The following is a 26801-nucleotide window of genomic DNA, read 5'->3' as shown; positions in this document are numbered from 1 at the left end:
TATTTTACAGTTTGATGTAGGCGTAGCCGGCGAAACACTCGTCCCCATTTGGTGATTGGATTATAAATAAAGCAAGATCATCCAAAACACCACCACTTTGTCAACTCTTTGCAATGAAGTATCAAGCTGGGGACGAGTTTTTACAAGAACTGCCACTAATTTTGGCGGGGCCAATTCTAAAACATACAGAATCCGACTCAGTGACGGTATGGGTGGCTCTGAAACAGTCTTGTCAGATAGAACTCAAGGTTTATGACACAACAAATGATGGCGAAGTAGTAGGAAATTGCTTATTGGAGGGGGAATACTCTACCTTTGCTTTGGGTAAGTATCTTCATGTAGCTGCCATTACAGCTCGGTCTACGGATGGACATCGCCTAACTGGAGGTCATATCTATGCATACGACCTCCAGTTTACTGTTGCTGACCAAACCCTGCGAATGCAACAAGCATTATGCTCAAACTCCTCTCCTACAGTCAGCATCAGCTACTTTGATCATCAAAAACCAACCTTTGTTCTGCCGCCAAACCGTCTTCAAGATTTGCAAATTTTCCATGCTTCCTGTCGCAAACCTCATGGTCATGGGTTTGATGCATTGCCGATTCTTGACGGTTTGATTGAGGCTTCAGCGAATCAACCCCAACATCGCCCTCACCAGCTATTCCTGACCGGAGATCAAATTTACGGCGACGATGTAGCAGAACCATCCCTGTGGGTTGCCAGCACTCTTGGCGATACCCTCTTGGGTTGGGAAGAACAACTTCCTGTAAATGGAATGTGTTGCACTCCCCAGCAGCTACCACCTGGAGAACGGGCTGATGTTGCGACAAATCAAGCTAGGTTGACCGCAGGATTACATAATAAACCTGAGAAAGTTAACAGTCATCTTTTCAGCCTCGGCGAGTATTACGCTACTTATTTACTAGCTTGGTCGCCAGTGTGCTGGCCGGCCGCATTTCCCAAAGGACACCAAGTAATGCGCGATCGCAAAGCTATCAAGAAGTGGAATCGAGAAGTGCGGCATTTGCGCCAATTCATTTATACCCTTTGGAAAGTGCGCCGCGCCCTTGCCAATATTCCCATGTACACCATTTTTGATGACCATGATGTTACTGATGACTGGAACCTAAACCAAGCTTGGTGTTTGCGAGTACTCGGGCATCCTTTGGGGCGAAGAATAGTCCAAAATGCATTGTTAGCCTACACAGTATTTCAAGGGTGGGGCAATACACCAGGGCAATTTGCAAAAGGTCAATCCGGTGAAAAGCTCTTGGTAGCTGCACAAGCTTGGTCAGCTTCCCAAGGGAAGGATGCAAAAGCTGAGGAGGCGATCGCTCGTTATATAGGTATGCCAGCCAACGATCCTCACACAGGTTTACCTATTTTAGTCCGAGACGGTGCAGTGTTCATTCTGGATCGACATCCTGAAGCACTTACTTGGAACTATATAGTCAGCAGCGATTGCCATGAAGTAATTGTGCTGGATACACGGACTTGGCGGGGTTATCCAGCCGATCAAAAACCAATTGCGCCACCGATGCTGCTGTGTCCAAAAGCCTTTGAGCAACAACTACTTTTACCTTTACAACAAGTAGTTGAAGAAACTCAGATTCAAACTACATTTGTGATTGCGCCCACAAATGTATTTGGATTACAAGTGATTGATTGGATTCATCATTGGCACTTACAACAGGAGAAGGTTTTTTCAACAGATGTTGGAGATGCCTGGAACATTAATACTGAAGCATTAGCAACATTCTTAACCACCTTGTTTGAGGAACGTCAACAAGTTGTTATTTTATCCGGGGATATCCACTACAGTTCTGTTGCTCACTTATCTTATGCACACACTCATTCCAAGTTACAGTCTGTTTTAGTGCAGTTAACCGCTAGTGCATTGAAAAATGAAGAGGTTTTGACGCGGCTGATTCATACACGATTAAAAGATTGGCTGCTACCAGAAAAAGTGCGTCATTGGATAGGGTGCATCAATCCACCCAATATGGTAGAAATTTCAGAAAAACAATTACACCATAATCGCCAGATGTTGGCTAACTCTGACTGGCATTGTGTGCTGGAGTGGATACCTCGAAACAGTGTTCAAACTTTTCGCTTTAAAGCAGATATGTCATCGCTGATAGCTCCCTGGAAACGAGCCGAAAATGCCAAATGGAAATGGCTACAACCCCTGATGTTTTGGAAATTTCGTTGTTTTCAGGACGGGCGAGAAGTAATTGGATTGAATAATTTAGCTCTGGTTCACTTTGAGTTAGAAGACACCAGTAGTTCTTGTAAAGTTTATCAAGATTTGTACTGGTTTTCTCCTTGGTATCCAACACAAGTTGTTTACAGCCGTTTTGAGAGCCAGTTAACGCCCAATCAGTCATTGTTACGATGACCAAACAGACAGGGCAGGGGGCAAAGGAGAAAGAGTCAGAAATTACTTTGCAATCACTTGTACTGAGCATAGTCTAAGTAAGGGTTTCAGAGCAAGTAAAGTTGCAAGTGCTGTATAACTTGGTTTAAACCACTTAGGTGGGTTTTGTCTGTATAGACGTGGTTTTTAACCGCCCTTTTGACTACATTTAGTAATAAGATTACTAAATGTAGGATATTATGTTACATTAGTTTTGCTAGATGTACTGCATCTGTGATTTTGGTATTCTGGAGATATGGTGTTGCTCAGTGCGATCGCCTACGGTGGGCGGTTACGCTATCGCAAAAAGTATTGCTAAATAATTGTAATAATATTTAATATGAGTCTAGGTTGTGTAATTTAGATTAACTATTGCAAAGAAATTCTCTCAGACTTAGTAGAATGACAAATACAAGGACGCAACTATTTTATGGATTAGTTACTCTAGAACTGTAGACTATGTTTTCAGTCCTGAGTTATTTCCGTATTTTTGCCTCTGAGGCATACCAATCAAGACCACACCAAATTCTTCATTAAGAGCTCCTACAAATCATAATGCCTGTGATTGAGAAGAAAAGAACTCGCGATCTGCCCCAAATTAACGAACGAATTCGCTTCCCGAAAATTCGGGTAATTGATACTGATGGTGCCCAACTGGGAATTATGCTCCCACAGGAAGCACTACAACTAGCAGAAGAAAAAGAGTTAGATTTGGTGCTAATTAGTGACAAAGCTGACCCGCCAGTTTGTCGGATTATGGACTACGGGAAATACAAGTTTGAGCAGGAGAAAAAGGCGCGGGAAGCCCGGAAAAAACAGCACACGGCTGATGTCAAAGAAGTTAAGATGCGCTACAAAATAGAAGAACACGACTACAACGTGCGTGTTAAGCAAGCAGAGCGCTTTTTGAAAGATGGTGATAAAGTCAAAGCGACTGTAATGTTCCGGGGTCGAGAAATTCAACACAGCGACCTAGCAGAAGATTTGCTTAAGCGAATGGCAACGGATTTGGAGCCATTTGGTGAGCTTCAACAAGCGCCTAAAAAAGAAGGGCGAAATATGATGATGCTTATCTCGCCCAAAAAATAATCCTCTAACTGTATTAATAGACCAAGTTTGAAAATCCCCTGGCTTTTAGCCAGGGGATTTTTTGATGTTTCGTTTCAATGCAATATGCGCTCAAAGCCCTGAAGTTATTTAAATTTATCCAAAATCGATAGTCTTGGAGGCTGAGTGGGAAACATAATACTCAGTTGCTCAGGACTTTTGCTATTTCCAGGAGATAAGGGACAAGGAACACAAGCAAGTATTTTCTTCCCCTGCCCACTCATCCCTCATCCCCATTAAACGGTGATACTACCAGAAACTAAAACTGCATGGAACTGAAAAATCACTGGTTGGCTGCAAATAAAATTGCTTTACCACGACTACTACAGTGGGTGAATCTCCGGCCAGAGGAGAGCGAGCGAACTCAGATAATGTTTGTTTTTTATACAACTGTATCTGTAGGATTGCGGTGGGCAGAGGATAGTACGGTGGCGCTGTTTCTGGATCAATATGGGACTAACCTACTGCCTTGGATGTATATTGCCAGCGCCGCAATGAGTGCAGGGCTGGTTTTTTTATACTCTTGGCTGCAAAAGATTTTTCCTTTACGCCGGGTGATTGTAGCGATCGCACCTTGCATGTTGATGCCATTAGTTTTATTAGTTGTATTACGTTGGGGATCGCAATTTTCCTACTTGGCAGTTATTTCGGTATTTCTGCTGCGGCTATGGGTAGATGCACTTTATGTGGTTAATGACCTGAATATCTCTATCGTCGCCAATCAACTCTTTAACATTCGAGAGATTAAGCGCACTTACCCACTGGTGAGTAGTGGTCTTTTGGTGGCAGATGTAATCAGTGGCTTTAGTTTACCTTGGCTAGTGCAATACGCCACCCTGAATAAGATCATCCTCATTGCCTGTGTAGTGATTTTATTAGGATCAGGAATTCTCCTCTATTTAACTCATCACTATCGAGCAGCGTTTCCTGAAACTCCACAAAGACTAATTCCTGAAGAACAAGCTTCACGAGAGCGTTTCATTAAAAGTCCACTAAAGCGCTATGTCTGGCAATTATTTGCCTTTGTAGGTTTGTTGCAAGTCATTGGATTGTTAATAGATTTTCAATATCTGCGCGAACTCAAATCCAATTTGAGCGACCGAGAACTCGCTAGTTTCTTAGGTCTTTTTGGTGGAACGTTGGGACTGTGTGAGTTGTTATTGCAGTGGTTTATTTCCAGCCGGCTCATCGAACGGATGGGGGTATTTTTCACAGCCACACTTTTACCAATCACCGTCGGCTTTTCATTACCAGGTGTGCTGATATTTTTGCATTTAATTCCAGCCATACAATCGCAAAGCTTTTTCTGGGGTCTAATAATTGTCAAATTTTGCGATGAACTTCTGCGCTACACCTTTGTCATGAGTAGCGGCCCCATTCTGTACCAACCGATTCCAGAGGCAATTCGCAGCCGGATGCAGACTTTATCTGGTGGAACTGCCGAAGCGATCGCTACAGGTTTGACAGGAGCGCTCATTTTTGCAACTCTAATGTTTTGTGGGCACTTTGTACCTACACCAATGCAAAAGTGGGTGTTAGTAGCAGAAACAATGCTGATAACTGGCACCTGTTTAACAGTAGTTTGGGAATTGCGATCGCGCTACGTTGAACTATTAGTCTTAAGTGTGGCACGGGGTCACTTGAGTGCTGCCAATGTAGGCTTACGATTCTTCAAGCAAGGTGTAGTCAAAGCTTTAGCAGAAAAAGGCAGCGAGGCTGATAAACGTTCTTGTATTGAACTTTTAGCCCAAATTGATTCCCTTGGAGCTGCGGAAGTTTTAGCACCTCTACTAATCAAGTTAAGCCCAGATTTGCAGCGCCAAAGTTTGGAAGTAATGCTTATAGCAGGTGCAAATCCCGCTTACCTAGACGCGATCCGTCCTTTGTTGAAAGAACCCCAAGAAACTAACCCCGAAGTTTTCGCCCTAGCACTGCGCTATGTTTGGCTGGCTGAACCAAATCCTAATTTAAGCATCCTAGAAGAATACCTGAATCCCCGCCAAAACTCACTCATCCGTGCCACCGCCGCCGCTTTAGTCTTACGCCAGGGAACACCCATGCAAAAGGTAGAAGCTACTAAAACTATGCGCCGGATGCTGACTCATAAGCAAGAACGGGAACGGATGAATGGAGTCAGAGCGCTCAGAGAAGCAGTTTATTTGCAGGCATTGCGGATTCACATCCCGAATTTGTTACAAGATGAGTCGTTACGGGTGCGCTGTGCCGTATTAGAAATGATCGCAGCAACTCATTTAGAAGAGTATTACTCGGCACTGATAGCAGCACTTTACTACAAATCAACCCGCACTACAGCTATGTCAGCCCTAATGCGACTCGAAAATGAAGCTATAGAAATGCTGTTGCGGTTGGCTACTAATATTTATAAACCAGAAGTAGTGCGGATGTATGCTTGGCGTACCATTGCTCAAATTGGTACGCAAGAGGCATTAGAGACTTTATGGGAAAACCTAGAAACATCTTGGGGGACTACGAGAGATCATATTCTTCGTAGTTTACTAAAAATACATAAACAACCAGGAATTACAGGTTTAGTGGATCGATTTTATAAAAGTCGGGTAGAAAATTTAATAGAACAGGAATTAAAATTTTTAGGCGAGATTTATGCCGCATACATTGACTTCCAAACACTAGAAAAAAAAGAAAATCATCAATCAAGTGAAAGGATTTCGATTGTCTCTGAGTTATTGCAACGTGCCCTTTTAGAATTGGAATTGGATGTCAAAGAGCGGCTGCTACTGCTATTGAGACTGCTTTACTCACCAGAAAAGATTCAGGCAGCAGCATTTAATCTGCGATCGCTCTCGGTGGTAAACTTAGCACGGGGGTTAGAAATCCTAGAGCATACCGTAACTTTGTCTTCAAAGTCTTTATTGCTGAATATTTTAGATAACCGACCGCAGCCAGAAAAATTGCAACATTTGGTAGAAGCCAAGATCGTAGAATATGAAAATATGATAGTTAGCGATCGCCTCCACAGATTGTTGACGTTGGGTAACTTCCTTTCTGACTGGTGTCTAGCTTGCTGCTTCCATTTTGCTCAAGTGACTCGCATCCGGTTGACAAGCTCCGAGATTTTAGTAAGTTTGCGTCATCCAACAGGCTTTGTAAGAGAAGCTGCGATCGCATACTTAAATATGGTTTCACGTCGCGTTCTTTTGCAAATTCTCCCTCAGTTACAAAAAGATCCACATCCTTTGGTGACCGCTCAAGTTAAAGAGTTGCTCGAAAAATACCAATTCAATCACTACGAATAAACCTAACTGCTTACAAGTGCTATCACTTTCTCTTCATATTTGTTTGTAATACTCTAGATAAATCTGTCGCCAGCGAAAGCTTTGCGTAGAAGCACAGAATACGATATCCGTCAAGCCGAACCTATTCTTAGGCGTTGGGGTATTCAGGAATGGCGTGTTTATAACATTCCCAGAAGTTGAAAATATCTTTCGTCAAGCTACATTCCTTTGCTAACTGTAAAGTGGAATAGGAATTGGAAAAGAGCATCAAGAACAGCCATGTACGTATTAATTGGTGGAGCCGGCTTAGTAGGCTTAAGTTTGGCGCAAAAACTGGTAGAACTGGGACATACTGTTGCCGTAATTGACATTGATCCTATCGCTTGCCGCTACGCTCGTGAACAAGTAGGAGCAATGGCTTTTGAAGGCAGTGCTGTAAGTACAGAAGTATTGTTAGAAGCTGGGATTCGCAAAGCCGATTCCTTGGCAGCTGTCCTCAGAAGTGATGCCTTAAACTTGGCAATGGTAACTCTTGCTAAACACTACGGTGTCACCCATATTTTAAGTCGGATGCGCCACCCCGATTTTGGTGAACCACTACGGATAGCTGGAGCTAATCATATCATCAGTACTGTTGAACTATCAGTTTCAACAATGGTGAATGCCATTGAGTATCCGCAAGTGGAATCAATGATGCATTTTGAGCAAGGACAGATTGAGGTTCTGAAACTTGCCATCCCAAACAATTGCTATGTTGCTGGGCGTAGCGTTGCCGAAATCGCTCAGGATGCCCGATTTCCTACTGGTTCGCTAATTATTGGCTATCAATCCCATCCCCATGAAGATTTGATGATTCCTAACGGCAGTACAATACTGGAACCTCATTCAACAGTATTGATTGTGACTAAACCAGGATCTTTGCATCAAGTCATTGATTTTATTGAACAAAGATGTTGAGCGCAATGGCTACCGAAACTCTTTATTAGGTGGGATTAGCTACACAGGTATAAAAAATGGGTGTAAATAGTTTTGATGAAACCGTATCCATATATTTTAGCGATCGCTGTTATTTTTCTTGCATCTTGTGAATCAAAAAATATTTCACCCAAGTCACAACCCGATGCCATTCAAGCAACCCCAGTTCAAAAAATAGTCACGCTAGATAAGAATTTTAAGATAGTAAACGGTCAAACTGTTTATGTTCCTGTCTATTCTCATATCTATCATCACAATAAGCAGGAGATTTTCGAGTTAGCGGTTACACTCAGTATTCGGAATACAGACTTGACCAATTCGATGGTTATTACTTCTGTGCGCTACTACAACTCAGAAGGGAAATTAATTAAACAGTATTTGGAGCGTCCGATTCAACTTGATGCGCTAGCCTCGACAGATTTTTTTATAAATAGAAATGATACCAGTGGAGGTTTAGGCGCAAACTTTATTGTCGAGTGGGTAGCTCAAACAGAAATATCCGAACCTATAGTGGAAGCAGTCATGATTGGTACTGACTTTCAGCAAGGAATTTCTTTTATCAGTCCTGGTAGAGTGATTAAAAATCAAAATAACTATAAGCGATCGCCTTTAAAATAAAAATCTTAAAAAGCTAATTTTTTATTTCCTCGTTCCCATACTCCCAATGGGAATGCATTCATTGAGCCTCTGACTAAATGTCTAAGTGGAGACAGCAGTTCCCAATCAATCAGCCAAAACTCAAAGGTTCATCCACAAAGCTCAGAGGTTCATCCACAAAGCTCAAAGGTTCATCCACAAAGCTCAAAGGTTCATCCACAAAGCTCAGAGGTTCATCCACAAAGCTCAGAGGTTCATCCACAAAGCTCAAAGGTTCACTCACAAAGCTCAAAGGTTCACTCACAAAGCTCAAAGATTCATCCACAAAGCTCAAAGGTTCATCTACAAAGCTCAGACTATTCTCCATGCCCAATGCCCAATTCCCAATTCCCCATATTCTTAATCATCTTCTAACTTCAACAATTGTTCATCAAGAGTTTGTATCCGCCCGCGCACGATTTCTTCTGAGAGAATTCGCTTCCGCATTGCCTCATTGAGCGCTCCTTTTTCTGCCAGTAGTAAACGCCGACGAATGGCATCAAGTTTAGCACTGTTGCCAGTTTTGCCCTCTACATCATCAGGACGACGATTATAAAGTTCTCGCAGTGTCTTTTCTGCACCAGCAATTCGTACCTGATAAGCTGAACGCATCTCTTCATAAACTGCTTTTGGTAATACACCTGATTTCAACAGACTATCTAATTCATCTTGTGCCGCCTTACCCGTCATCAACTGGGCTTGTAATTCTTCAACTTGTTGTTGAGTTTCTGAAAAATTAGATAATTGTAAGCGTTTTACCACCCAAGGCAAACTTAAACCCTGTCCAACTAACGATACCAGCACACTACCAAAAACTAAAGCAATGAGGATATCTCGCCCTGGTAGTGTTACAGGTAAACTCAACGCCAGAGCCATTGAGAGTGAACCTTTGATGTTACCTAAAAAGAGTAAATGTTGCCAGCGCAACGGGATTGGGCGGTCAATCAAACGAATCCCTGCTAGCAATGGATAGACCGTAAGAATTCGTCCGATTTGATAAGCCAAAACTGCAAATAGAATTGCAGGTAAAGTTCTCCAGAGCGTTACCAGGTTTATTTCTACACCAATTAGCAGAAAAATAAAGGTGTTGACAGTAAAACTGGCATATTCCCAGAAACTTAACAAGGTGATGCGGCTAGAAGCAGAAGTATTCCGAGAAAGCCCTAAATTCCCGAAAATCAATCCCGCGACAACTACAGCCACAGCACCCGATACACCGAGAAATTGCCCAACCTGAAAAGTTCCTAATGCAACTGCAACTGTCAATAACAAGCTGCTAAGAGGATCATCTAAACGGGAGAATACAGGTATGCTTAAATAGCCCAAAATTAACCCTACCAGGCAGCCTCCTAGAGAGATAAATAGCAGTTGTTGAATTCCCTCTACGAAGGTGAGTGAACCTGTGGAATACACTTGTAAAATTAGGTTGAATGAAACTAGAGCCGCTGCATCATTAAATAAAGTTTCTCCTTCAACAATGGTGGAAAGCCGTGAAGGTACTGGTATTTCCTTGAAGACGGCAATCATGGAAACTGTATCAGTGTTTGCTAGAATTACTCCGACAAATAACGCAGGTATCCAACTCAGTCCCAGCCCAAATTTCAACAGAACGGCAATAATCGCACTGGAAAGCAAAGCTCCTGGCCCAGCTAGCAGGGCAATTGGTTTAAAGGTACTGCGTAGACGGCTGACATCTGTATTAATGCCAGCTTCAAAGATGAGAATTGGCAAGAAAAGATTTAAAACCAAGGTTGGATTTAAACCAATTGGACGAGACAACAATTCAGTGATTGGTAAACCTGCCAATACTAAACCCGTCACGTAAGGGATTCGCAACCGCCGGGATAGCAGAGCTACACCCGTAGCAAGGAGCAAGAGAATAATTGAAACTTTGACTAATTCAGTAACATCCACTATTACGTTTTGAAAAGCTAGTTTGACTTGACTGATAGATTCTCTCCTCATTCATGTCAAATTAGCAACTTTAGCGTTTAGGTTCAGAACTTCTAATTTCTTCCACTTGACCAACTTCAAAAATTAGAGTGAATGGTTGCCCCATCTCTCGTTCGATAAATTCTTCTAATAACTCTACTTGCCGAGGTGTGACAGGTTCTCTTGCCCGGACACTCAAACGAACTTCTGGGGGATTTGTCAACCAATTGGTATTACTGTTAAGCAACTGCAATCGCCCAAAGGTGACAGTTCGATTCAATAATGCCCTTCGTAAGCTGGTTTCTAGTTGCGCTTGTCGTACAAGTCGGGCAAAGCTGACTCCCAAGGGAATTATCAGGACAGCTGTTAAAGCCATAGTCAAAATTAGGGGTCTATGTGCCCGCGCCATAGAAGTGTATCCTGCTACTAAGAATGTCACCATACAGGAGAGGGTAATACCTAACAAGTTGGTGAGATAAAGTAGGGTTGCCCCAAAACTAAGTGACCAATTTCCTTGTGCCAAGCCTAAGCCAATCACGCAGACGGGAGGCATGAGGGCAACAGCGATCGCAGTTCCTGCTAAACTACCAGAGATTTTCGTTTCAACTTTCGCGTAGCCACTAATACCACCAGCCGCTACCGCAATCCCCAAATCTAACAATGTTGGTCTGGAACGAGCCAGTACTTCACTACCATATCTCGGCAACCCCACCAGCAAACCCAGAGTAAAGGCGATCGCTATTGCTAATGCTGTGCCCACTGCTACAGCAATTACTCCCTTACGAAACAAAGTAAAATCTGCTTGCAAAGCCCCAAAAGCTAAGGCACGAATCGGCAACATTAGAGGGGCAATAATCATTGCGCCGATAATCACAGCCGCACTGTTGGATAATAAACCCAAAGTTGCGATCGCACAGGAGCTAATAATCAAAATTATGTAAGCTGAGTCTAGGGCTGATTCTGCCAGTAAATCTGTTTGTAGCTGTTGGAGTTGTTCCGGCTGCGAACCCCGGCGACGGAAATTTTTAAAGCGGTCTCGAATGTTATTACCCAAGACCTTCCTCCTAAATACTCGGTTAACTTTAAATCTTCTTTCTTTGTTAATTTAAAGTCTTACATTAATCTAGTCTCATCTAAAAATAGTCAGATGAGGATAAAAGCAAAATTATACCAGGAATTTCCCTATGGTACTTGAATCAGCGATCGCCGAGGAAGTCATTACAAACAATCTCAAACAGTTTCTGTTAGTGCTTTCGGTGTCTCTAGGCGTGGCGACATTACCGCAGATATTTAGCTGGTTTCGCAATATACCATACACCTTGCTACTGGTGATTGTCGGGTTAGGGTTGGCGTTGGTTGATGTCCGTTTAGTAACGCTTTCCCCTGAATTAATTTTGTTCATTTTTTTACCACCTCTGTTATTTGAAGCCGCCTGGAATTTGAAATGGTCAGACTTGAAGCGGGATTTAGTACCAATTTGCCTATATGCAGTGTTCGGGGTGATAATTGCGATCGCAGGGGTAGCGATCGCTCTCAATCAACTCGTTGGTATTTCTCTCACTACAGCCTTACTCATCGCAGCCAGTTTATCTGCCACTGACCCTGTTTCTGTCACCGCTTTGTTCCGCCAACTCGGCGTAGGTAGTCGTCTTACCACCTTAATGGAAGGCGAAAGCCTATTCAATGATGGCATGGCTGTAGTTGCCTTTAGTTTTTTGGTGGCCTTATCTTTGGGAACTGTGGAATTGGAATTCCAGCCAATTTTATTGCAGTTATTTACAGTTGTTGGCATTGGTGTAGGGGTAGGAGCTTTCATTGGATTTGGGATTTCCTACCTCACCCAGCGCTTTGATTTGCCCTTGGTGGAACAATCTTTAACCTTGGTTTCTGCTTACGGCACTTACCTGATTATTGAAGACTTAGGCGGTTCTGGCGTAATTGGAGTTGTCACCACAGGTTTAATTTTGGGCAACTTTGGCTCTCGTATCGGCATGAATCCCCGCACTCGGGTTATTGTCTCCGAATTTTGGGAATTTTTGGCATTCTTTGTTAACTCTATCGTCTTCCTACTAATTGGCGACCAAATACGCTTTGCGAGTTTAGGCGAAAACTTGCAAATCATTATGGTGACAGTGGCAGCAATGATTTTGATGCGGGCAGTTGCTATTTACATTCTCAGCAAATTGAGCGTTAGCATCACCAAATCAGACATTTCTTTACCAGAACAAACTATCCTCTGGTGGGGTGGGTTACGAGGTTCCGTTTCCATTGCTCTGGCATTGAGTGTATCGACGATACTGCCAGAGCGAGAAAAAATTATTGCTACGGTGTTTGGGGTAGTTTTATTTACTCTACTTGTTCAGGGATTAACTATTAAACCTTTGCTAGAAAAACTCAATTTGCTAGGTGATGCACCCTTACGTGAGCAATATTTAGAATTTGTTGCCCGTCATGTTGCCTTAGAACGCGTTCTAGAACATCTCCAGGCAGACAAACGTCCAGGTATTGATCCAGAATTTCGCCGTTACCAAGAGGCATTAATCAAAGGCGAACTTGTAGATTTACGGATAGAAATTGACCAGTTACAAGGTGAATATCCTAATCTTCAGAGTTTTACGACAGAACAGTTCCGAGGAGAACTGTTGGCCATTGAGGCAGATACTTATGCAGAATTTGTCAGGTCTGGTCGGTTAAATAAAGAATTAGAGTCTATGCTTGAGGGTGTTTTGCCGAATCAAAAAGAAGGTTGACTTCCATTACTGTTCGGTTAAAGCAAGAGACGCAGTGAATCGCCGTCTCTACGAAAGATTAATTATTGTAGAGACGGTGATTTATCGCATCTTTGTGATCTAAAAATTAGTTCCACCTAACAACCAACTTCAAGTTACTTCTTTGTAGGTAGACCCGTCATACTATAATTATTGATTTTTATTGGGCTTTAGACCCAGAACTAAAGCTTTAATTGATACTTAGCCTCCTGCCCCCTGCCTCCTAACTCCTGCCTTTTTGTAAGTTGTAATTCGTAAGTTAATCGGCATTTAAGTTGCATAAAAGCAGGGATGAAGCCCTTACCCTTACTACAAGCGAATCATTCTGGAAAAATGAATTACGATTACCTTAATTCTTGGGTTTAATTCCCTAACTCTTGGAGACGCACTCGCATTCTTCTATACATGACGCTTTTTTTTCAGTCCTTCCCTGCGGGGCGCTACGCGAACGACAGGCACCTTCAATTACGAATTACGAATTATTTTAATCCCCCTGTGGATGTTCATCCCACAAGGTTGTCACTTCCCGTAAACTCTGATGATTGCCATTACCCAAAATCAGATGATCTAGTACCGGAATGCCCAAAAGCAGCGCCCCTGTTAATAACTGACGCGTCAATTCTATATCTTCGTGGCTGGGTTCAAGGTTGCCAGAAGGATGGTTGTGGGCAACTATTACTCGCGTTGCACCTTGACGAATAACTTCCCGAAAAATATCACGGGGAGAGGCTAGGGTTTCAGTTGCTGTGCCAATAGTAATGACTTGCGTACCCAATAAACGATTCTTAACATCTAATAGCACCACTGCAAAACGTTCTTGTATCTGCCACATCAAATCTTGACTGAGGGTAGCAGCAGCAGCAAGTGGGCTATCAATTAATGTGCCATCATTCGGACGAGATTGAAAGGCGCGTTTACCCAATTCAATTGCTGCTAAGATACTTGTCGCCTTTGCTGGGCCAACACCGGAAATTTGCATCAACTCAGCAGGGCTAACTTCTCGCAAAACTGCCAAAGGATCACGTTGGTGTTTGCCTAATTCGCTTAAGATATATTGTCCCAAACCCACAGCAGATAGTTTGCCTGGGCCTTGACCAGTGCCTAGAAGAATTGCGATTAATTCGGCTGTGGCTAAAATTTTGGCACCATGCGTCATTAATCGCTCACGCGGACGCTCATTTGTAGGTAGGTCGGCAATTCTAAGGCAATAGGTCATAAACTAAGATAATCGTCACCACACATCAAACTATCTTTAGTTATCCCTTGTTTGCTCTAGAAATTATCTTTACTTGATAAAATCTTTAATTTTGGGGAATTTTACCTCTAGTTCCTATGTAGAGATACGTGTGATAACACCATCTTCCCAAATACTTGCCACAAGATTTAGATTTGTGATTATGAGCAGCTTTCTTGGGTGCCATCGAGCTTTCAAATGATAAATTTTCAAGAAGCTTTTGAAGATGGTTGTTGTGATATTTTACGTATATGGAGCGTGGGCTATCAGTTAGGTTAGTAATCCTCTGGTTACAAAAATCAGTCCAGAAGGGTCAAGCATCCTGCTATTTTATGCAGATGTGACAATTGATGCAGAAAATCGATACCAGTTTATAAAGTCATATTTGCCTGTTCAAATTAAGAGGAGGCTCAACTCTGGTTGCTAGAAGATGAGTATGAGCCAATTGAAGGGCGCATTTCTGCATCTGAAGTTTGGATAGCGTCAGCAAAGGGCGTAGTTTACCGCCGTAGGCATCGCATAATTCAACAGCCCAACATTAAACGCGATCGCAAACCTGTTAAACCCCTTCATATTCGCTGATTACTGATGAATTTGCGTCGCTTTCAGCATATGGTAAGTAATGATCAACTGAGTAAGAGCAAGGGGGTAACTTTGCAGTGTTTCTCCAGTTGTACCAGCAAGTTTACCCAGTTCTGGATTACTTTCGCGATCGCAAATACTTCGTAAATGGGGCATATCAGAACAAATAATATGTTCTAGCTTATTCACCTGGTCTAAGGTTGCATGACCATCAACTTCTAAGACATCTACTGGCTTACTCATATCCCTGTCTAGCCCCAAGCGGATCGCTGAGTCAGAATTACCATCGCTAGAGTTGATAATCTGGGTAAAATCTGGGTGAGGAATTGTCGGACGAAGTACCAGTCGGACATTCAGGTGTCCATTCGTTTCATCAACTTCTTCTGTGGGTGGGTAAAAACTAATAACTATATCAGACCATTGCCGCTGCGGACGGATGAATTGTGCTGAGTCTGGTTCGCGCTTTTCTAGTTCCGCTAGCACCTGTTCGGCAGTGTAACCCCGCTTTTGCGTGTCTCGCTTGACTTTCCACTTAGTGCGGATTGTTTCCGGGGGTGCAAGGTAAACTTTAACATCGTAAGAGTCACGGGCAGCACGAGTAGAATAACCGAGCAATCCCTCAATAATCACGAATTTATTCGGCTTGATATACTGCGGTGGCTCGAATGTGCCGGTTTTATGACTGTAAACTGGCTTCAGAATTGGCTGTCCTGTGCGTAGCAGCGACAGATGTTGCTGCATAATATCTAGGTGGTTGCAGTCTGGGTGGAGGGCAGTGATGCCAATCTCTGCACGTTGTTGGCGATCGTAACGGTGATAATCATCTGTACAAATGAGCGTAACATTTTCTGGGCCGAGTACCTGAGCGATTCCTCGCGTTAGTGTTGTTTTCCCAGCAGCGCTGTCACCTACAATACCAAGAATTATTGGACGGCTCATCAATACCTCCCAGAATAAAAGCAAGTTTAGTAATAAAATCTTCCTACAATAGTTTTTATTCTAGAGGTGTTTAGGCAAGTAACTCAAACAAAGGTTTGGTATGCAATATCTCTACATATAGAATGTCTGTGCGCTGGTTGATTGCAGGTTGAAATATCAAACCTGGTCTAACATCTTTTTTCACTCAGCGATATTGAGATTAAACCAGAGAATTAGTGTGTAGGGTTTAGGCAAAACAGGAATGAACGTTTTATGACAACTCAAACACTAGGACTCGAACAAAACCTTTATGACTATTTATTGTCAGTCTCTCTCCGAGAACCAGAGATTTTAACCCAACTGAGACAGGAAACAGCCCAGTATCGAATAGGGAAAATGCAGATTGCTCCCGAACAGGGGCAATTTTTGGCGTTATTGGTGCAGTTGCTGGGAGCTAAGAAAACTTTGGATATTGGGGTATTTACAGGTTATAGTTCCCTGGTGGTGGCATTGGCATTACCAAGCGACGGTAAGGTGGTAGCGTGTGATGTGAGTGAAGAATTTACAACGATCGCTCGGCGCTATTGGCAGCAAGCAGGAGTGGCGGATAAAATTCAATTGCACATTGCACCAGCTTTGGAGACTTTGGATCGGCTGCTGACAACCAAAGAAGTGGAAACCTTTGATTTTGCTTTCATCGATGCAGATAAGAGCAATTATGATGCTTATTATGAGCGATCGCTGCAATTAGTGCGTCCAGGAGGACTAATTGCGATTGATAATGTTCTTTGGTCAGGCAGGGTTGCTAACCCCCAAGTGCAAGATAATAGAACTAAAAAGATTCGTGCCTTTAATCAAAAGCTGCATCAAGACCAAAGAGTTAATCTTAGTTTAGTAGCGATCGCAGATGGCTTAACTCTGGCATTGAAGAAGTAATACCGTTCATAATTTACTAACGAATGCTTTCAAACTGAAATCTTCCTGCTTCATCTCGGAGAAGTTCTTGATCCTATTGAGGCTAGATTTATCTATGGCCGGTAAAAATATATACCATTTGTTCAGCAAGAATAGTATTTAGAACTTCGCTGAAAATGCGATCGCTTACCAAAGGCGTAGTCCATCGCACAATTTCTCCTCCAGTACTAGAGACAAGCGCTTGCTTGGCGTGGGCATAGCGTAGGATAGTATATAAAGATGTATGTTTCAAAGTCTGCTGTAGCAAAATAAGAAATTATCTAGGTAGATAATATATAATAATTAATGAAAATAATTTAATCCAACAATACCTTCGCAAATTTGCGAGGGTGAGTTGATGTATGAACTCCCTTTTCTCTAAGGCTTGGCAAAAACAATAAACTCTTTATAACAGCTAATTTTCTCTATTCAAATCCACTTTTGCTAATTGAAAGTGTCAAACTAACATTTTTTTATTTGAAGATTAATTATGGTGTACAAAATTGTACTTATACATATTAGTTTTTATTTTTTAAGCGTTTATTTGGTTGTATATTATTAATAGACCAAAGTAAATAAATGTCTCTACTAAGTGTTTAACCTTTAATATTAATATTCGTGGAAGATATTCTGCAAGCAGTAGAAAGAATTTTGCAAGACAAGCCTCTTGCCTCCATTCAGTGGTTTGTGCTCTCTCAATCGTGGTTGGGCAAAACTTACGATGAAATGGCAGAGGTATCAGGCTACCGCAACAATTACATTAAGGAAGTTGGCTCTGAGTTGTGGCAAGACCTTTCCGTTGCACTTGGAAAAAAAATAACTAAAAAAAACCTGCATTTAGCGTTGGAGAAATATCTGCAAGAGAAGATAAGCGATCAGGAGAATCAAAGCCAACAAAAGTTCGGTGAAGAATCTAGTTTAAAAAAGGTTTCTCCAAACTTATTTTCAGGAAGCAATATCGAATTTCCAAGCGGTCCTGTACCACTGGGTTCTCCTCTTTACATCAATCGCCCTCCTTTGGAAGAACTTGTTTGTAATGAGATTTTACACCCTGGTTGTTTAATCCGGATCAAAGCGCCTCGAAAGACGGGTAAAAGTTCACTGCTAAACCGGATGATTGCTTATGCTAAAGAGCAAGGTTATCAAATTGTCTATTTGGACTTTCAAGAAGCTGACCAAGATGTTTTTGCTTGCCTTGATAAATTTTTGCGTTGGTTTTGTATCAATGTCAGCAGGCAATTAAATCTCCTTCCCTGTTTAGATGATTTTTGGGATACGGAAATGGGTAGCAAGGTAAGCTGCAAAATCTATTTTGAAGCATATCTGCTGCAATACATTGATCAAAGTCCTGTAGTTTTAGCTTTGAATGAAGTCCATCGAGTTTTTGAACATCCTAATATTGCCCAAGATTTTCTGCCAATGCTGCGATTTTGGCACGAACAAGCAAAGCAAGATCAAATCTGGCAAAAACTGCGAATGGTGGTAGTTTACACCACAGAAATTTATATTCCGCTTAAGCTAAACCAATCGCCTTTCAATGTCGGGATAACAATTACGCTGCCACCATTGACTCTCAATCAGGTACAAAATTTAGCATTATCTTACGGGCTATATTGGGCAGCAGACTCCGAAGGAGCAGAACGCCTTGTACCCTTACAAATAATGGTAGGAGGACATCCCTATTTGGTGAGCCTTGCACTTTATCATCTATGTCAAGAGGAAATGCCATTAGAGGTGTTACTAGAAACGGCATCTACACCAGTGGGAATTTATAGTCAGCATTTACGAGAACTGTTGAGCTTACTCCAAAAAGAACCAGAATTAATGTCAGCTATGGAAAAGGTAATTGCAACAGATGAAAAAGTAGAGCTAGACGCGATCGCTGCCTACAAGCTAGAAAGTATGGGTTTGGTTCAACTAAATGGTAATCAAGCTCATACAATGTGTGAATTGTATCGCCTTTATTTTAACCAACAACTGGGAAAACACTCAGGGTAATATGGTTCTGGGAAACTTTTGAAACACAAATAATCAAAAGAGTTGTCGCTGTTCATATTAACTTAATTAATTGTTTTGATACCAACTTATTTATTAAAAATCATAACTAATTTAAATATTTAAATCAAATGAATAATTATCGATATCAAGTTGGTGGTACGCTCACCAGTGATGCTCCTAGCTATGTTGAGCGCAGAGCAGATGTAGAACTTTACGAAGCCTTGAAGCAGGGTGAATTTTGCTACATTCTGAGCAGTAGGCAAATGGGCAAATCCTCACTTATGGTAAAAACAAAGCATCGTTTCCAACAAGAGGGCTTTAAATGTGCCACCGTTGATATGACTAATATTGGTTGTGAAAATATAACTCCAGAGCAGTGGTATAAGGGAGTTGTGGGTGATCTATGGTTGAGTTTTAAACTGTTAGGAAAAGTCAATTTAAAAACCTGGTGGCAAGAACAAAATGATATTTCTTTAGTTCAGAAACTTAGTCGATTTATTTCGGAAATTCTGTTAACTCAGTTTCCTAACGAAAGACTATTTATTTTTATTGATGAAATTGATAGCATTCTCAGCCTTGATTTCTCTGTTGATGACTTTTTTAGCTTGATTCGCTTCTGCTATAACCAACGAGCAATTGATCCAGAGTATCATCGAATTACATTTGCAATTTTCGGTGTTGCAACACCTTCAGACTTAATTCGATATCGAAATAATACTACCCCGTTTAATATTGGTAAAGCCATCCAAGTAAATGGTTTCACATTTGAAGAATCTCAACCGCTATCTTTGGGACTAAATATTAAAGAAAATCATCCCCAAAAACTTTTGAAAGAAATATTAGCGTGGACAGAAGGGCAACCATTTCTTACTCAAAAACTATGTCGGTTAATTGTCAGTTTATCTCAATATGATGTAGGTAGAAAGCTAAGAATTCCACCTGGCGCAGAAGAATTTTGGATAGAAAATGTGGTGCGATCGCACATCATTGAGAAATGGGAATCACAAGATGAACCTGAGCATTTACGGACAATTCGCGATCGCATTCTCGGAAACGAACAATTTGCCGCCAGATTGCTGGGAATTTATCAACAAATTCTCCAAGGAGTGGAAGTACCAGCTGACGATAGTCGAGAACAGGTTGAACTATTGCTGTCTGGTTTGGTAATCAAAAAGCAAGGATTTCTGAAAATCAAAAACCGAATTTATCAAGAAGTTTTCAATTTAGAATGGGTTGGAAAAAAATTAGCTTACTTGCGTCCCTATTACGAAACCTTCAATGCATGGATAGCTTCAAACCAAAAGGATGAATCTCGCCTATTACGCGGACAAGCGCTGATTGATGCCGAAACCTGGGCACATGGTAAAAGCTTAAGCAACTTAGATTATCGATTTTTAGCTGCTAGTGAAGAATTAGATCGGCGAGAAATGCAGCAAGCATTAGAGGCCGAACGTGCCAAAGAAGTTGAAGCACGACTTGCAGAACACCAAAAAAGACTGGCTCAACAAAAGAAAAGTGCCACAATAGTTACACTTTTACTTGTGGGTATGACAATCAAATTGGCGATTTCTGTGGTGTGGGGAGTGTCCCTTTTACAAAAGATTAATGCTTTAGAATCGCAGCTAAAATGTAGTCAAATAGTTCATGAAAGCAAAGGAATAACTGCAAATTCTCAGTTAGGTGGATGCTAACTGAATTTTGGATTTTGGATTAAATTTTCCCAATTATTTTATTTTTCTCACTGTTCAAAGTCAAAGCATTCATTGAGCCGAACGTTAGGAGAATAGTGCGATTGCCCTAAAGAAACCCAAGTCTTCCCAATGCTGCCGATGATGTGAGTTAAAATCCTGATATCTTTGATAACTACTCACGCAGACAGCCCCGAAAAAGCGATGTCTACAACGAGCTGCGCCTACGCTCATGTATAAAGGTTGATGAGCGTGTGATCCCCTTATCTTGTAGCTTGGGTTGACTACCTACACAAAACAATAAAATTACATCTAATTTATTCTCCCAATAACTCAAAAAAAGTTTCCTTATCAATACCAATATCCTGAATCATACCTATTAGAGTCCCTGGTTTTAGGTCTTTTCCCGAATGAATAGGAACAACAACCCTTTGTCCACGACTATCCTTGTAAATAGCATGACTTCCCTTTTGACGGTCAAGATAAAAACCTAAATTTTCGATGACTTTGATAAATTCTTTAGCTTTGACACTGGGAAAATTACTCATACCAAGATACTTAATGGCTTAACAATTAAATCATCTTTAGGAATTGACTGATTGTCGGCCTTTAAACTTTCAATATATAATTCAATAGCTTCTGTAATATTTTCAATGGCCTCTTCAAAAGAATCTCCTTGAGAATGACAACCTTTTAGGATTGGACAAAAAGCGTGATAACCTCCATCTGATTCTTTTTCTAGAAGAACTGTGTAATTGTAAATTTGTTTATTGTTGGCCATAGTGTTTTCAATTTGTTTGCAATCTACCTACTTTTACTTCAGCATGATTCCATGATAAAGGCTTTTAAATTATGTTGGTTAAAGCAGTGCGATGGCTAATTTTCTCGCAACTGTCTCAAAAGAAAGGCGATGTCTACGACGGGCTGCACCTACGCTCATGTATGATGATTGTACTTAGTACGATGCCTGCGGCGGGCTGCGCCTACGCACTCCAGAAACCCAGCCCTTCCCAATGGTGCCGATGATGTGAGTTAAAATCCTGATATCTTTGATAACTACTCACGCAGACAGCCCCGAAAAAGCGATCGCTATGCTTCAGTATCCCCATCTCGAACAAGCGCTAAAATATCACTTCGGTTATGACCAATTCCGCCCCGGACAACGGCAAATTATCGAAGATGCGCTGCAAAATCGAGATTTAATGGTTGTGATGCCAACTGGTGGGGGGAAATCTCTGTGTTTTCAGCTACCAGCGTTGTTAAAAAATGGACTAACGGTGGTGGTGTCGCCGTTAATTGCTTTGATGCAAGACCAAGTAGAAGCACTGCGAAATAATAACATTAACGCCACATTTCTCAATAGTAGCTTAAATGCTTACAAGGTGCGATCGCGGGAAGAAGCCATCCTCAGCGGTAAAGTAAAATTACTCTATGTCGCCCCTGAACGTCTCCTCAGTGAAAGATTTCTCCCGTTTCTCGATTTAGTTAAAGAAAAAATTGGTATTTCTAGCTTTGCTATTGATGAAGCGCACTGCGTTTCGGAATGGGGACACGATTTTCGTCCAGAATATCGCCAGTTGAAATCTCTCAGGAAACGCTATCCTGATGTTCCTACCGTCGCCCTCACCGCTACAGCAACCGATCGCGTCCGTGCTGATATCATTCAACAATTAGGGCTGAAGAAACCTAGCATTCATCTTGCCAGCTTTAACCGTGAAAATCTTTATTACGAAGTCCGTCCGAAAACGAAATATGCTTATGCTGAATTATTAGAACTAATTCGAGAAACTGAAGGTTCGACAATTATTTATTCTTTAACTCGTAAAAAAGTTGATGAACTCACGTTTAAATTGCAAAATGATAAGGTTGGTGTTCTGCCTTATCATGCCGGGTTAACAGATGAGGAACGTAGTAGTAATCAAACGCGATTTATTCGAGATGATGTTCGGGTGATGGTGGCAACAGTCGCCTTTGGTATGGGAATTAATAAACCCGATGTGCGATTGGTAGTTCACTTTGATATGCCTAGAAATATAGAAAGTTATTATCAAGAATCGGGTAGAGCGGGTAGAGATGGAGAACCATCTCGATGTACAATATTTTTCAGTTTTGGTGATGTTAAAACAATTGAATGGAGTATCGATCAAAAAACTGATCCTCAAGAACAGTTAATTGCTAAACAACAATTGCGGCAGATGATCGATTACGCTGAAGGCACTGATTGTCGGCGAACAATTCAACTGGGTTATTTTGGCGAAAGGTTTCCTGGGAATTGCGGTAACTGTGACAATTGTCGTCATCCCAAACCCATGCAAGATTGGACAATTGAAGCCATGAAGTTTTTATCTTGTGTGGCGCGTTGCAAAGAAAGGTTTGGGATGGTACACATAATTGATGTGTTGCGGGGGGCAAAAAAAGACAAAATTATCCAGTACGAACACGATAAACTTTCTACCTATGGTATCGGTAAAGATAGAACTGTAGATGAATGGCGAATGTTGGGGCGATCGCTTTTACATCAAGGGTTAATAGAACAAACTAGCGATGGTTACTCAGTTTTAAAACTAAATGCCCATAGTTGGGAAGTAATGCGAAAACAACGTACAGTTTCGCTAGCTGTAACCACAGTTCAAAAGATTACCTGGGAACAGGGGAGTGAAAAGGCAGAAGTTGCAGAAATATTATTACAGAAGTTGCGATCGCTACGTAAACAATTAGCTGATGAGCAATCTGTACCACCTTACGTCATCTTCCACGATTCCACTTTAAAATTGATGGTACAGGTGCAACCCCAAAACTTAGCTGAATTTGCCAAACTTTCTGGTGTAGGTAGTCACAAACTCGCTCAATATGGTGAAAAGTTTATTACAGAAATTCGCGCCTACCGCCAAGAAAAAGGTTTGCAAAATAAATCTGTTACTTCCGTATCTTCTGCCAAGTCATCTTCTTATACCGAATTACAAACATTGCAATTGCATCAACAAGGTTTAAACATTGCTCAAATTGCCCAAAAGCGGAACCTTAGTCCGGCAACAGTTAGCAGTCATTTAGAAAAACTAATTGAGAAAAATCAGCCAGTTGATTTAAATCAATTAGTACCTTTAGAACATCAACAAAAAATTTGGCAAGTTTTAGAAGTACTGGGTGACATTTCCCTCACTCCCATCAAAGAACAACTAGGCGAAAGCTACACTTTTGATGAAATTCGTTTAGTACGCTGTAAGTGGCGGCGTGAAAATCGTAAGTGATAATTTGCTGAGTACGAGTAATACAAACTAAAAAACATTCATTATTTTGTTATAAAGTACAATAAAAAATGAGCTTGATAGAGAAATAAAAACTCTCAATATGCCAAAATCACTACATTGCCATAATTTTATATATTTGCTTTGTTGTGTTCTGCTTATTGCATTTGGAGTCAAGTTAATATCTGTACCAAGCAAGATTACAACTTTCTCCTGTGAGCGAACACCAAAGCACATCAATTGTCAGTTGACTAATCGAGATTGGTGCGAGTCTTCGATAAAAATATATTCTGAATCAGATTTGTGGATGGGCGTAGGAGCCAAGGTAATTAATGATGGTGGAGATAAACGATATTATGTCAGCCCTGTTATTAAGGACGGGATAGAATATCGTATTTCTCAACCCTCCTACTGGCAAGCATCAGCACAAAAACTGGCTGACAAAATTAATACTTTTTTAAACGATTCTCAACAGAAATTTTTAACGCTCACTCAAGATAACTCTAACCCTCTCATCCTGGGTGGCTGGTTTTGCGTTTTATTTGGTGCATTTTGTTTAAGTCTTACTATTTACTCATACATTTCTTTTTTGAAAGGCTAGATAAGGAAGCTAGACTAAATTTTATAATTAAAATACAAGAGCAAGATTAAAGGAGATAGTCGATGAGTCAGATGCTTAATACAGGAGTACGTTGGACAGCTCAGGATGTGGAATTATTACCAGAAAATGAAGGGACGCGCTACGAGATAGTTGATGGAGAATTATTTATGACCAGGGCACCTCACTTTAAACATCAGCAAACTTGTGGCAAGATTTTTCGACAACTTGATATTTGGTCAGATTCTACTGGTTTAGGAGAAGCTGTGACCAACCCTGGTGTTTTGTTTTCAGAATCAGATAATGTGATTCCTGATGTAGTTTGGGCTACTAAAGAAACCTTGGCGGTAATGTTGGATGAAGAGGGATATTTAACTGGTGCACCAGATTTAATAGTAGAAGTCTTGTCTGCAAGCAAGTCAGATGAAAGACGAGATAAGGAAGCTAAACTTAAACTTTATTCTTCCAGAGGAGTAAAAGAATATTGGATTGCTGATTGGCGATCGCGTAAACTAGAGGTTTATCGGCGCGAACAAACTCAACTTAAATTGGTAGAAACCCTATTTAGTAGCGATATTATAATTTCTCCTTTATTGACTGGTTTTAGCTGTACTGTAAACCAGTTTTTTCCTGTATAAATTTTAGGTTTAATGGAAAAACAAATCTCAACTAACGGATTAACTAAAGTCCAGGTACTGATTATGGCGATCGCATCTGGTGTTTGTGTTGCCAACGTTTATTATAATCAGCCAATCCTCAAAGATATTGCATCATCTTTTCGAGTCAGTGAAGGCGAAGCGGGTAGCATCTCTGTGCTTACGCAAATTGGTTACAGTTTGGGGATTTTCTTTTTAATCCCCTTGGGCGATAAAATCAATAAGAAAAAATTAATTCTTTGCTTACTGATAAGTTTATTCTGTTTGTTAATATTTATGACGTTTTCACAAAACATCATAGAAGTTTGGATATTGAGTGTAGCAATTGGGATTGCGACAGTCTCCGCTCAGATTATTCTACCTTTAGCAGCAAGTATAGATAGAGTAACTACAGGTCAAACAGTAGGCAAGATTTTTACTGGTATATTGATTGGAGTTTTAGGGGCGAGGGTTTTTAGTGGATATATTGCTGAATGGTTGAGTTGGCGTTATGTATATGGATTTTCGGCAGTAATGATTTTAATTGTTATTGTCTTGCTAAATATATATTTACCTAGTGTCAAAAAGGAATTTAATGGTTATTATTTAGAATTATTAAGTTCAACACTTCACCAATTAAAGCGTTTTTCATTATTAAAAGAAGCGTCTTTAATTAGCGGGTTATTGTTTGGTGTATTTTGCTCATTTTGGACAACACTGACTTTCCATTTAAGTGGAGCGCCTTTTAATTTTCAATCTGACACAATTGGGATGTATGGCTTTGTGGCGATCGCAGGTGCATTGATGGCACCAGTTTTTGGTAAACTAGCCGATCAGGGAAACTCCCAACGTTCCTTGACTCTTGCTGTATCGCTCGTGATTGCAAGCTTAGTAATTGCTAAAATTGCTTCTAATTCTGCACTGGCGATCGCAGTTGCTGTATTGTTACTAGATGTAGGTGTACAGGCAACCCAAGTTACTAATATCGCAAGAATATACAGTCTTGATGCTCAATCCAATAGCCGCATCAACACAGTTTACATGACTACTTATTTTATCGGCGGTTCTATAGGTACTAGCATTGGTCTATCATGCTGGAATCTTGGTGGATGGAATTTGGTGACTTGGCAAATGTTAGCTTTTACTTTGCTTGCATTTTTTATTATCGTCAGACCTAAAATAACTACAGCAAGAACAAATAATAAATAATCAAAGTTTCATTTTTGAATATTACCTTGAGACATCGCCTTGCACCAATAACTAAATTTTCTCCTCATCAAGGCCATGTCTATAGATAATCAGCTTATATTAAGAAAAGCTGGGGATTTCAGAGTTAGAAACTTCTGAGGTTGCAACAGATGGTGATGTTACAATATTTTAGCTTTTCGCAGACAGAATTCCTAGCAATTTAGGCAGCGCTAGGCAAGCAACAGTATTTAACAGTGTCAGGAATATACCATCTATTAAACTCATATATGCTCGTCCTTATTTCAAAATTGGTGTTTACTATATTTTTAGTTTGAAACAAAATTAGTAAAATTGGTTCAAACCAGCATTTTGAATTTTTTTTATCAGATATAAGCTAACTAAATATATTCTTTTATATCAGAATTTCCTCGTGCGGAGCTTGGGAATGCATTCATCAAGGCTCTATGTCTGACTGGAGGCAAAGCCTCTAATCAGCTATTCCCATGCAGAGCATAAAAACCACAGGACTTACGCAACTGGCACAGGCGATCGCTAATCACTGATACTTTAATACTATAAAAAGGCGTTTTAAAATCAGCCCTTTTTGGAATTGTTGATAGTAACTAATCAAGTAGATTCCAAGAAAAATTTTATGAGAGAATAAGTAGCAGG

Annotated in this window: 22 protein-coding genes; 14 read left to right on the top strand and 8 right to left on the bottom strand. The window is 40.9% G+C overall.

What is annotated here, in order from left to right:
* Nucleotides 1-113 precede the first annotated feature (113 nt).
* The 5 genes from H6G26_RS25110 (at nt 114) to H6G26_RS25090 (ending at nt 8371) form a co-directional block, all read left to right on the top strand.
* Complete coding sequence (locus H6G26_RS25110; RefSeq protein ID WP_190732261.1) at nt 114-2399, top strand: PhoD-like phosphatase; 2286 nt, start codon at nt 114-116, stop codon at nt 2397-2399.
* Nucleotides 2400-2972: 573 nt separating this feature from the next.
* Nucleotides 2973-3506, top strand: coding sequence for a translation initiation factor IF-3 (gene infC / locus H6G26_RS25105; protein ID WP_190732259.1), 534 nt, complete (start codon nt 2973-2975; stop codon nt 3504-3506).
* 287 nt (nt 3507-3793) lie between these two features.
* Entirely contained in the window at nt 3794-6799 is a 3006-nt protein-coding gene (locus H6G26_RS25100) for an MFS transporter (protein ID WP_190732257.1), read from the top strand.
* A 258-nt stretch (nt 6800-7057) separates the two neighbouring features.
* Entirely contained in the window at nt 7058-7735 is a 678-nt protein-coding gene (locus H6G26_RS25095) for a TrkA family potassium uptake protein (RefSeq protein WP_190732255.1), read from the top strand.
* Nucleotides 7736-7810: 75 nt separating this feature from the next.
* Nucleotides 7811-8371, top strand: a complete 561-nt coding sequence (locus tag H6G26_RS25090; RefSeq protein WP_190732253.1) for a DUF3124 domain-containing protein — start codon at nt 7811-7813, stop codon at nt 8369-8371.
* Nucleotides 8372-8480: 109 nt separating this feature from the next.
* Here the strand turns inward: H6G26_RS25090 and H6G26_RS25085 are convergent, their stop codons facing one another.
* The 3 genes from H6G26_RS25085 to H6G26_RS25075 form a co-directional block, all read right to left on the bottom strand.
* A complete protein-coding gene (locus tag H6G26_RS25085; RefSeq protein WP_190732251.1) occupies nt 8481-8717 on the bottom strand; it encodes a hypothetical protein in 237 nt (78 codons plus the stop codon).
* Nucleotides 8718-8749: 32 nt separating this feature from the next.
* Complete coding sequence (locus H6G26_RS25080) at nt 8750-10303, bottom strand: cation:proton antiporter (RefSeq protein WP_190732293.1); 1554 nt, start codon at nt 10301-10303, stop codon at nt 8750-8752.
* Between the two features lie 70 nt (nt 10304-10373).
* Nucleotides 10374-11375, bottom strand: coding sequence for a DUF389 domain-containing protein (locus tag H6G26_RS25075; protein WP_190732249.1), 1002 nt, complete (start codon nt 11373-11375; stop codon nt 10374-10376).
* Nucleotides 11376-11505: 130 nt separating this feature from the next.
* Between H6G26_RS25075 and H6G26_RS25070 the strand changes: the two genes are divergently transcribed.
* On the top strand, nt 11506-13071 hold the full coding sequence (locus tag H6G26_RS25070) for a sodium:proton antiporter (RefSeq protein WP_190732247.1): 1566 nt from the start codon (nt 11506-11508) through the stop codon (nt 13069-13071).
* Nucleotides 13072-13573: 502 nt separating this feature from the next.
* On the opposite strand, the gene radC is transcribed toward H6G26_RS25070, so the two are convergent.
* Nucleotides 13574-14305, bottom strand: a complete 732-nt coding sequence (radC, locus tag H6G26_RS25065) for a DNA repair protein RadC (protein WP_190732246.1) — start codon at nt 14303-14305, stop codon at nt 13574-13576.
* 438 nt (nt 14306-14743) lie between these two features.
* On the opposite strand from radC, the gene H6G26_RS25060 reads away from it, so the two are divergent.
* The gene (locus H6G26_RS25060) at nt 14744-14905 is read left to right on the top strand and encodes a hypothetical protein (protein ID WP_190732244.1); all 162 of its coding nucleotides are present in this window, start codon (nt 14744-14746) and stop codon (nt 14903-14905) included.
* Here H6G26_RS25060 and H6G26_RS25055 read toward each other — a convergent pair whose 3' ends face one another.
* Nucleotides 14906-15844 (bottom strand): phosphoribulokinase, encoded by a 939-nt coding sequence (locus H6G26_RS25055; RefSeq protein WP_190732242.1) that lies wholly within the window; start codon nt 15842-15844, stop codon nt 14906-14908.
* A gap of 252 nt (nt 15845-16096) precedes the next feature.
* On the opposite strand from H6G26_RS25055, the gene H6G26_RS25050 reads away from it, so the two are divergent.
* Nucleotides 16097-16759 (top strand): class I SAM-dependent methyltransferase, encoded by a 663-nt coding sequence (locus H6G26_RS25050; RefSeq protein ID WP_190732240.1) that lies wholly within the window; start codon nt 16097-16099, stop codon nt 16757-16759.
* Nucleotides 16760-16847: 88 nt separating this feature from the next.
* Here the strand turns inward: H6G26_RS25050 and H6G26_RS25045 are convergent, their stop codons facing one another.
* A complete protein-coding gene (locus H6G26_RS25045; protein WP_190732238.1) occupies nt 16848-17030 on the bottom strand; it encodes a hypothetical protein in 183 nt (60 codons plus the stop codon).
* Nucleotides 17031-17395: 365 nt separating this feature from the next.
* Between H6G26_RS25045 and H6G26_RS25040 the strand changes: the two genes are divergently transcribed.
* Nucleotides 17396-18775, top strand: a complete 1380-nt coding sequence (locus H6G26_RS25040) for an AAA-like domain-containing protein (protein WP_347242501.1) — start codon at nt 17396-17398, stop codon at nt 18773-18775.
* Nucleotides 18776-18903: 128 nt separating this feature from the next.
* The gene (locus H6G26_RS25035; protein ID WP_190732236.1) at nt 18904-20466 is read left to right on the top strand and encodes an AAA-like domain-containing protein; all 1563 of its coding nucleotides are present in this window, start codon (nt 18904-18906) and stop codon (nt 20464-20466) included.
* Between the two features lie 314 nt (nt 20467-20780).
* Here H6G26_RS25035 and H6G26_RS25030 read toward each other — a convergent pair whose 3' ends face one another.
* Together H6G26_RS25030 and H6G26_RS25025 are read right to left on the bottom strand one after the other, a co-directional pair.
* Nucleotides 20781-21011: a type II toxin-antitoxin system HicA family toxin gene (locus tag H6G26_RS25030; protein ID WP_190732234.1), complete on the bottom strand. Its 231-nt coding sequence runs from the start codon at nt 21009-21011 to the stop codon at nt 20781-20783.
* Nucleotides 21008-21244 carry a type II toxin-antitoxin system HicB family antitoxin gene (locus H6G26_RS25025; RefSeq protein ID WP_190732232.1) on the bottom strand — a complete coding sequence of 79 codons (237 nt, stop codon included), beginning with the start codon at nt 21242-21244 and terminating at the stop codon, nt 21008-21010. The genes H6G26_RS25030 and H6G26_RS25025 overlap by 4 nt, the downstream gene beginning before the upstream one ends.
* Nucleotides 21245-21554: 310 nt before the next feature.
* Here H6G26_RS25025 and recQ point away from each other — a divergent pair, with 310 nt between their 5' ends.
* From recQ to H6G26_RS25005, 4 genes are all read left to right on the top strand, one after another.
* Nucleotides 21555-23711, top strand: coding sequence for a DNA helicase RecQ (gene recQ / locus H6G26_RS25020; RefSeq protein ID WP_190732289.1), 2157 nt, complete (start codon nt 21555-21557; stop codon nt 23709-23711).
* 244 nt (nt 23712-23955) lie between these two features.
* A complete protein-coding gene (locus H6G26_RS25015) occupies nt 23956-24309 on the top strand; it encodes a hypothetical protein (RefSeq protein ID WP_190732230.1) in 354 nt (117 codons plus the stop codon).
* A gap of 62 nt (nt 24310-24371) precedes the next feature.
* On the top strand, nt 24372-24944 hold the full coding sequence (locus H6G26_RS25010) for a Uma2 family endonuclease (protein WP_190732228.1): 573 nt from the start codon (nt 24372-24374) through the stop codon (nt 24942-24944).
* A gap of 12 nt (nt 24945-24956) precedes the next feature.
* Nucleotides 24957-26150: an MFS transporter gene (locus H6G26_RS25005; protein WP_190732226.1), complete on the top strand. Its 1194-nt coding sequence runs from the start codon at nt 24957-24959 to the stop codon at nt 26148-26150.
* The last annotated feature ends 651 nt before the right edge of the window (nt 26151-26801 follow it).

Origin of the sequence: Nostoc sp. FACHB-888, assembly GCF_014696655.1 — a bacterium.
Taxonomy (GTDB): domain Bacteria; phylum Cyanobacteriota; class Cyanobacteriia; order Cyanobacteriales; family Nostocaceae; genus Nostoc.
Note: the sequence above shows the minus strand (reverse complement) of the source record. Positions and strands in the feature narration are given on the sequence as shown.

Bases quoted from the DNA above. Each gene is read 5' to 3' on its own strand.
- infC (WP_190732259.1), top strand. From the start codon at position 2,973: ATGCCTGTGATTGAGAAGAAAAGAACTCGCGATCTGCCCCAAATTAAC.
- H6G26_RS25030 (WP_190732234.1), bottom strand. From the start codon at position 21,011: ATGAGTAATTTTCCCAGTGTCAAAGCTAAAGAATTTATCAAAGTCATC.
- radC (WP_190732246.1), bottom strand. From the start codon at position 14,305: ATGACCTATTGCCTTAGAATTGCCGACCTACCTACAAATGAGCGTCCG.
- H6G26_RS25055 (WP_190732242.1), bottom strand. From the start codon at position 15,844: ATGAGCCGTCCAATAATTCTTGGTATTGTAGGTGACAGCGCTGCTGGG.
- H6G26_RS25050 (WP_190732240.1), top strand. From the start codon at position 16,097: ATGACAACTCAAACACTAGGACTCGAACAAAACCTTTATGACTATTTA.
- H6G26_RS25095 (WP_190732255.1), top strand. From the start codon at position 7,058: ATGTACGTATTAATTGGTGGAGCCGGCTTAGTAGGCTTAAGTTTGGCG.
- recQ (WP_190732289.1), top strand. From the start codon at position 21,555: ATGCTTCAGTATCCCCATCTCGAACAAGCGCTAAAATATCACTTCGGT.
- H6G26_RS25085 (WP_190732251.1), bottom strand. From the start codon at position 8,717: ATGGAGAATAGTCTGAGCTTTGTAGATGAACCTTTGAGCTTTGTGGAT.
- H6G26_RS25035 (WP_190732236.1), top strand. From the start codon at position 18,904: ATGAATAATTATCGATATCAAGTTGGTGGTACGCTCACCAGTGATGCT.
- H6G26_RS25010 (WP_190732228.1), top strand. From the start codon at position 24,372: ATGAGTCAGATGCTTAATACAGGAGTACGTTGGACAGCTCAGGATGTG.
- H6G26_RS25025 (WP_190732232.1), bottom strand. From the start codon at position 21,244: ATGGCCAACAATAAACAAATTTACAATTACACAGTTCTTCTAGAAAAA.
- H6G26_RS25100 (WP_190732257.1), top strand. From the start codon at position 3,794: ATGGAACTGAAAAATCACTGGTTGGCTGCAAATAAAATTGCTTTACCA.
- H6G26_RS25110 (WP_190732261.1), top strand. From the start codon at position 114: ATGAAGTATCAAGCTGGGGACGAGTTTTTACAAGAACTGCCACTAATT.
- H6G26_RS25090 (WP_190732253.1), top strand. From the start codon at position 7,811: ATGAAACCGTATCCATATATTTTAGCGATCGCTGTTATTTTTCTTGCA.
- H6G26_RS25070 (WP_190732247.1), top strand. From the start codon at position 11,506: ATGGTACTTGAATCAGCGATCGCCGAGGAAGTCATTACAAACAATCTC.
- H6G26_RS25005 (WP_190732226.1), top strand. From the start codon at position 24,957: ATGGAAAAACAAATCTCAACTAACGGATTAACTAAAGTCCAGGTACTG.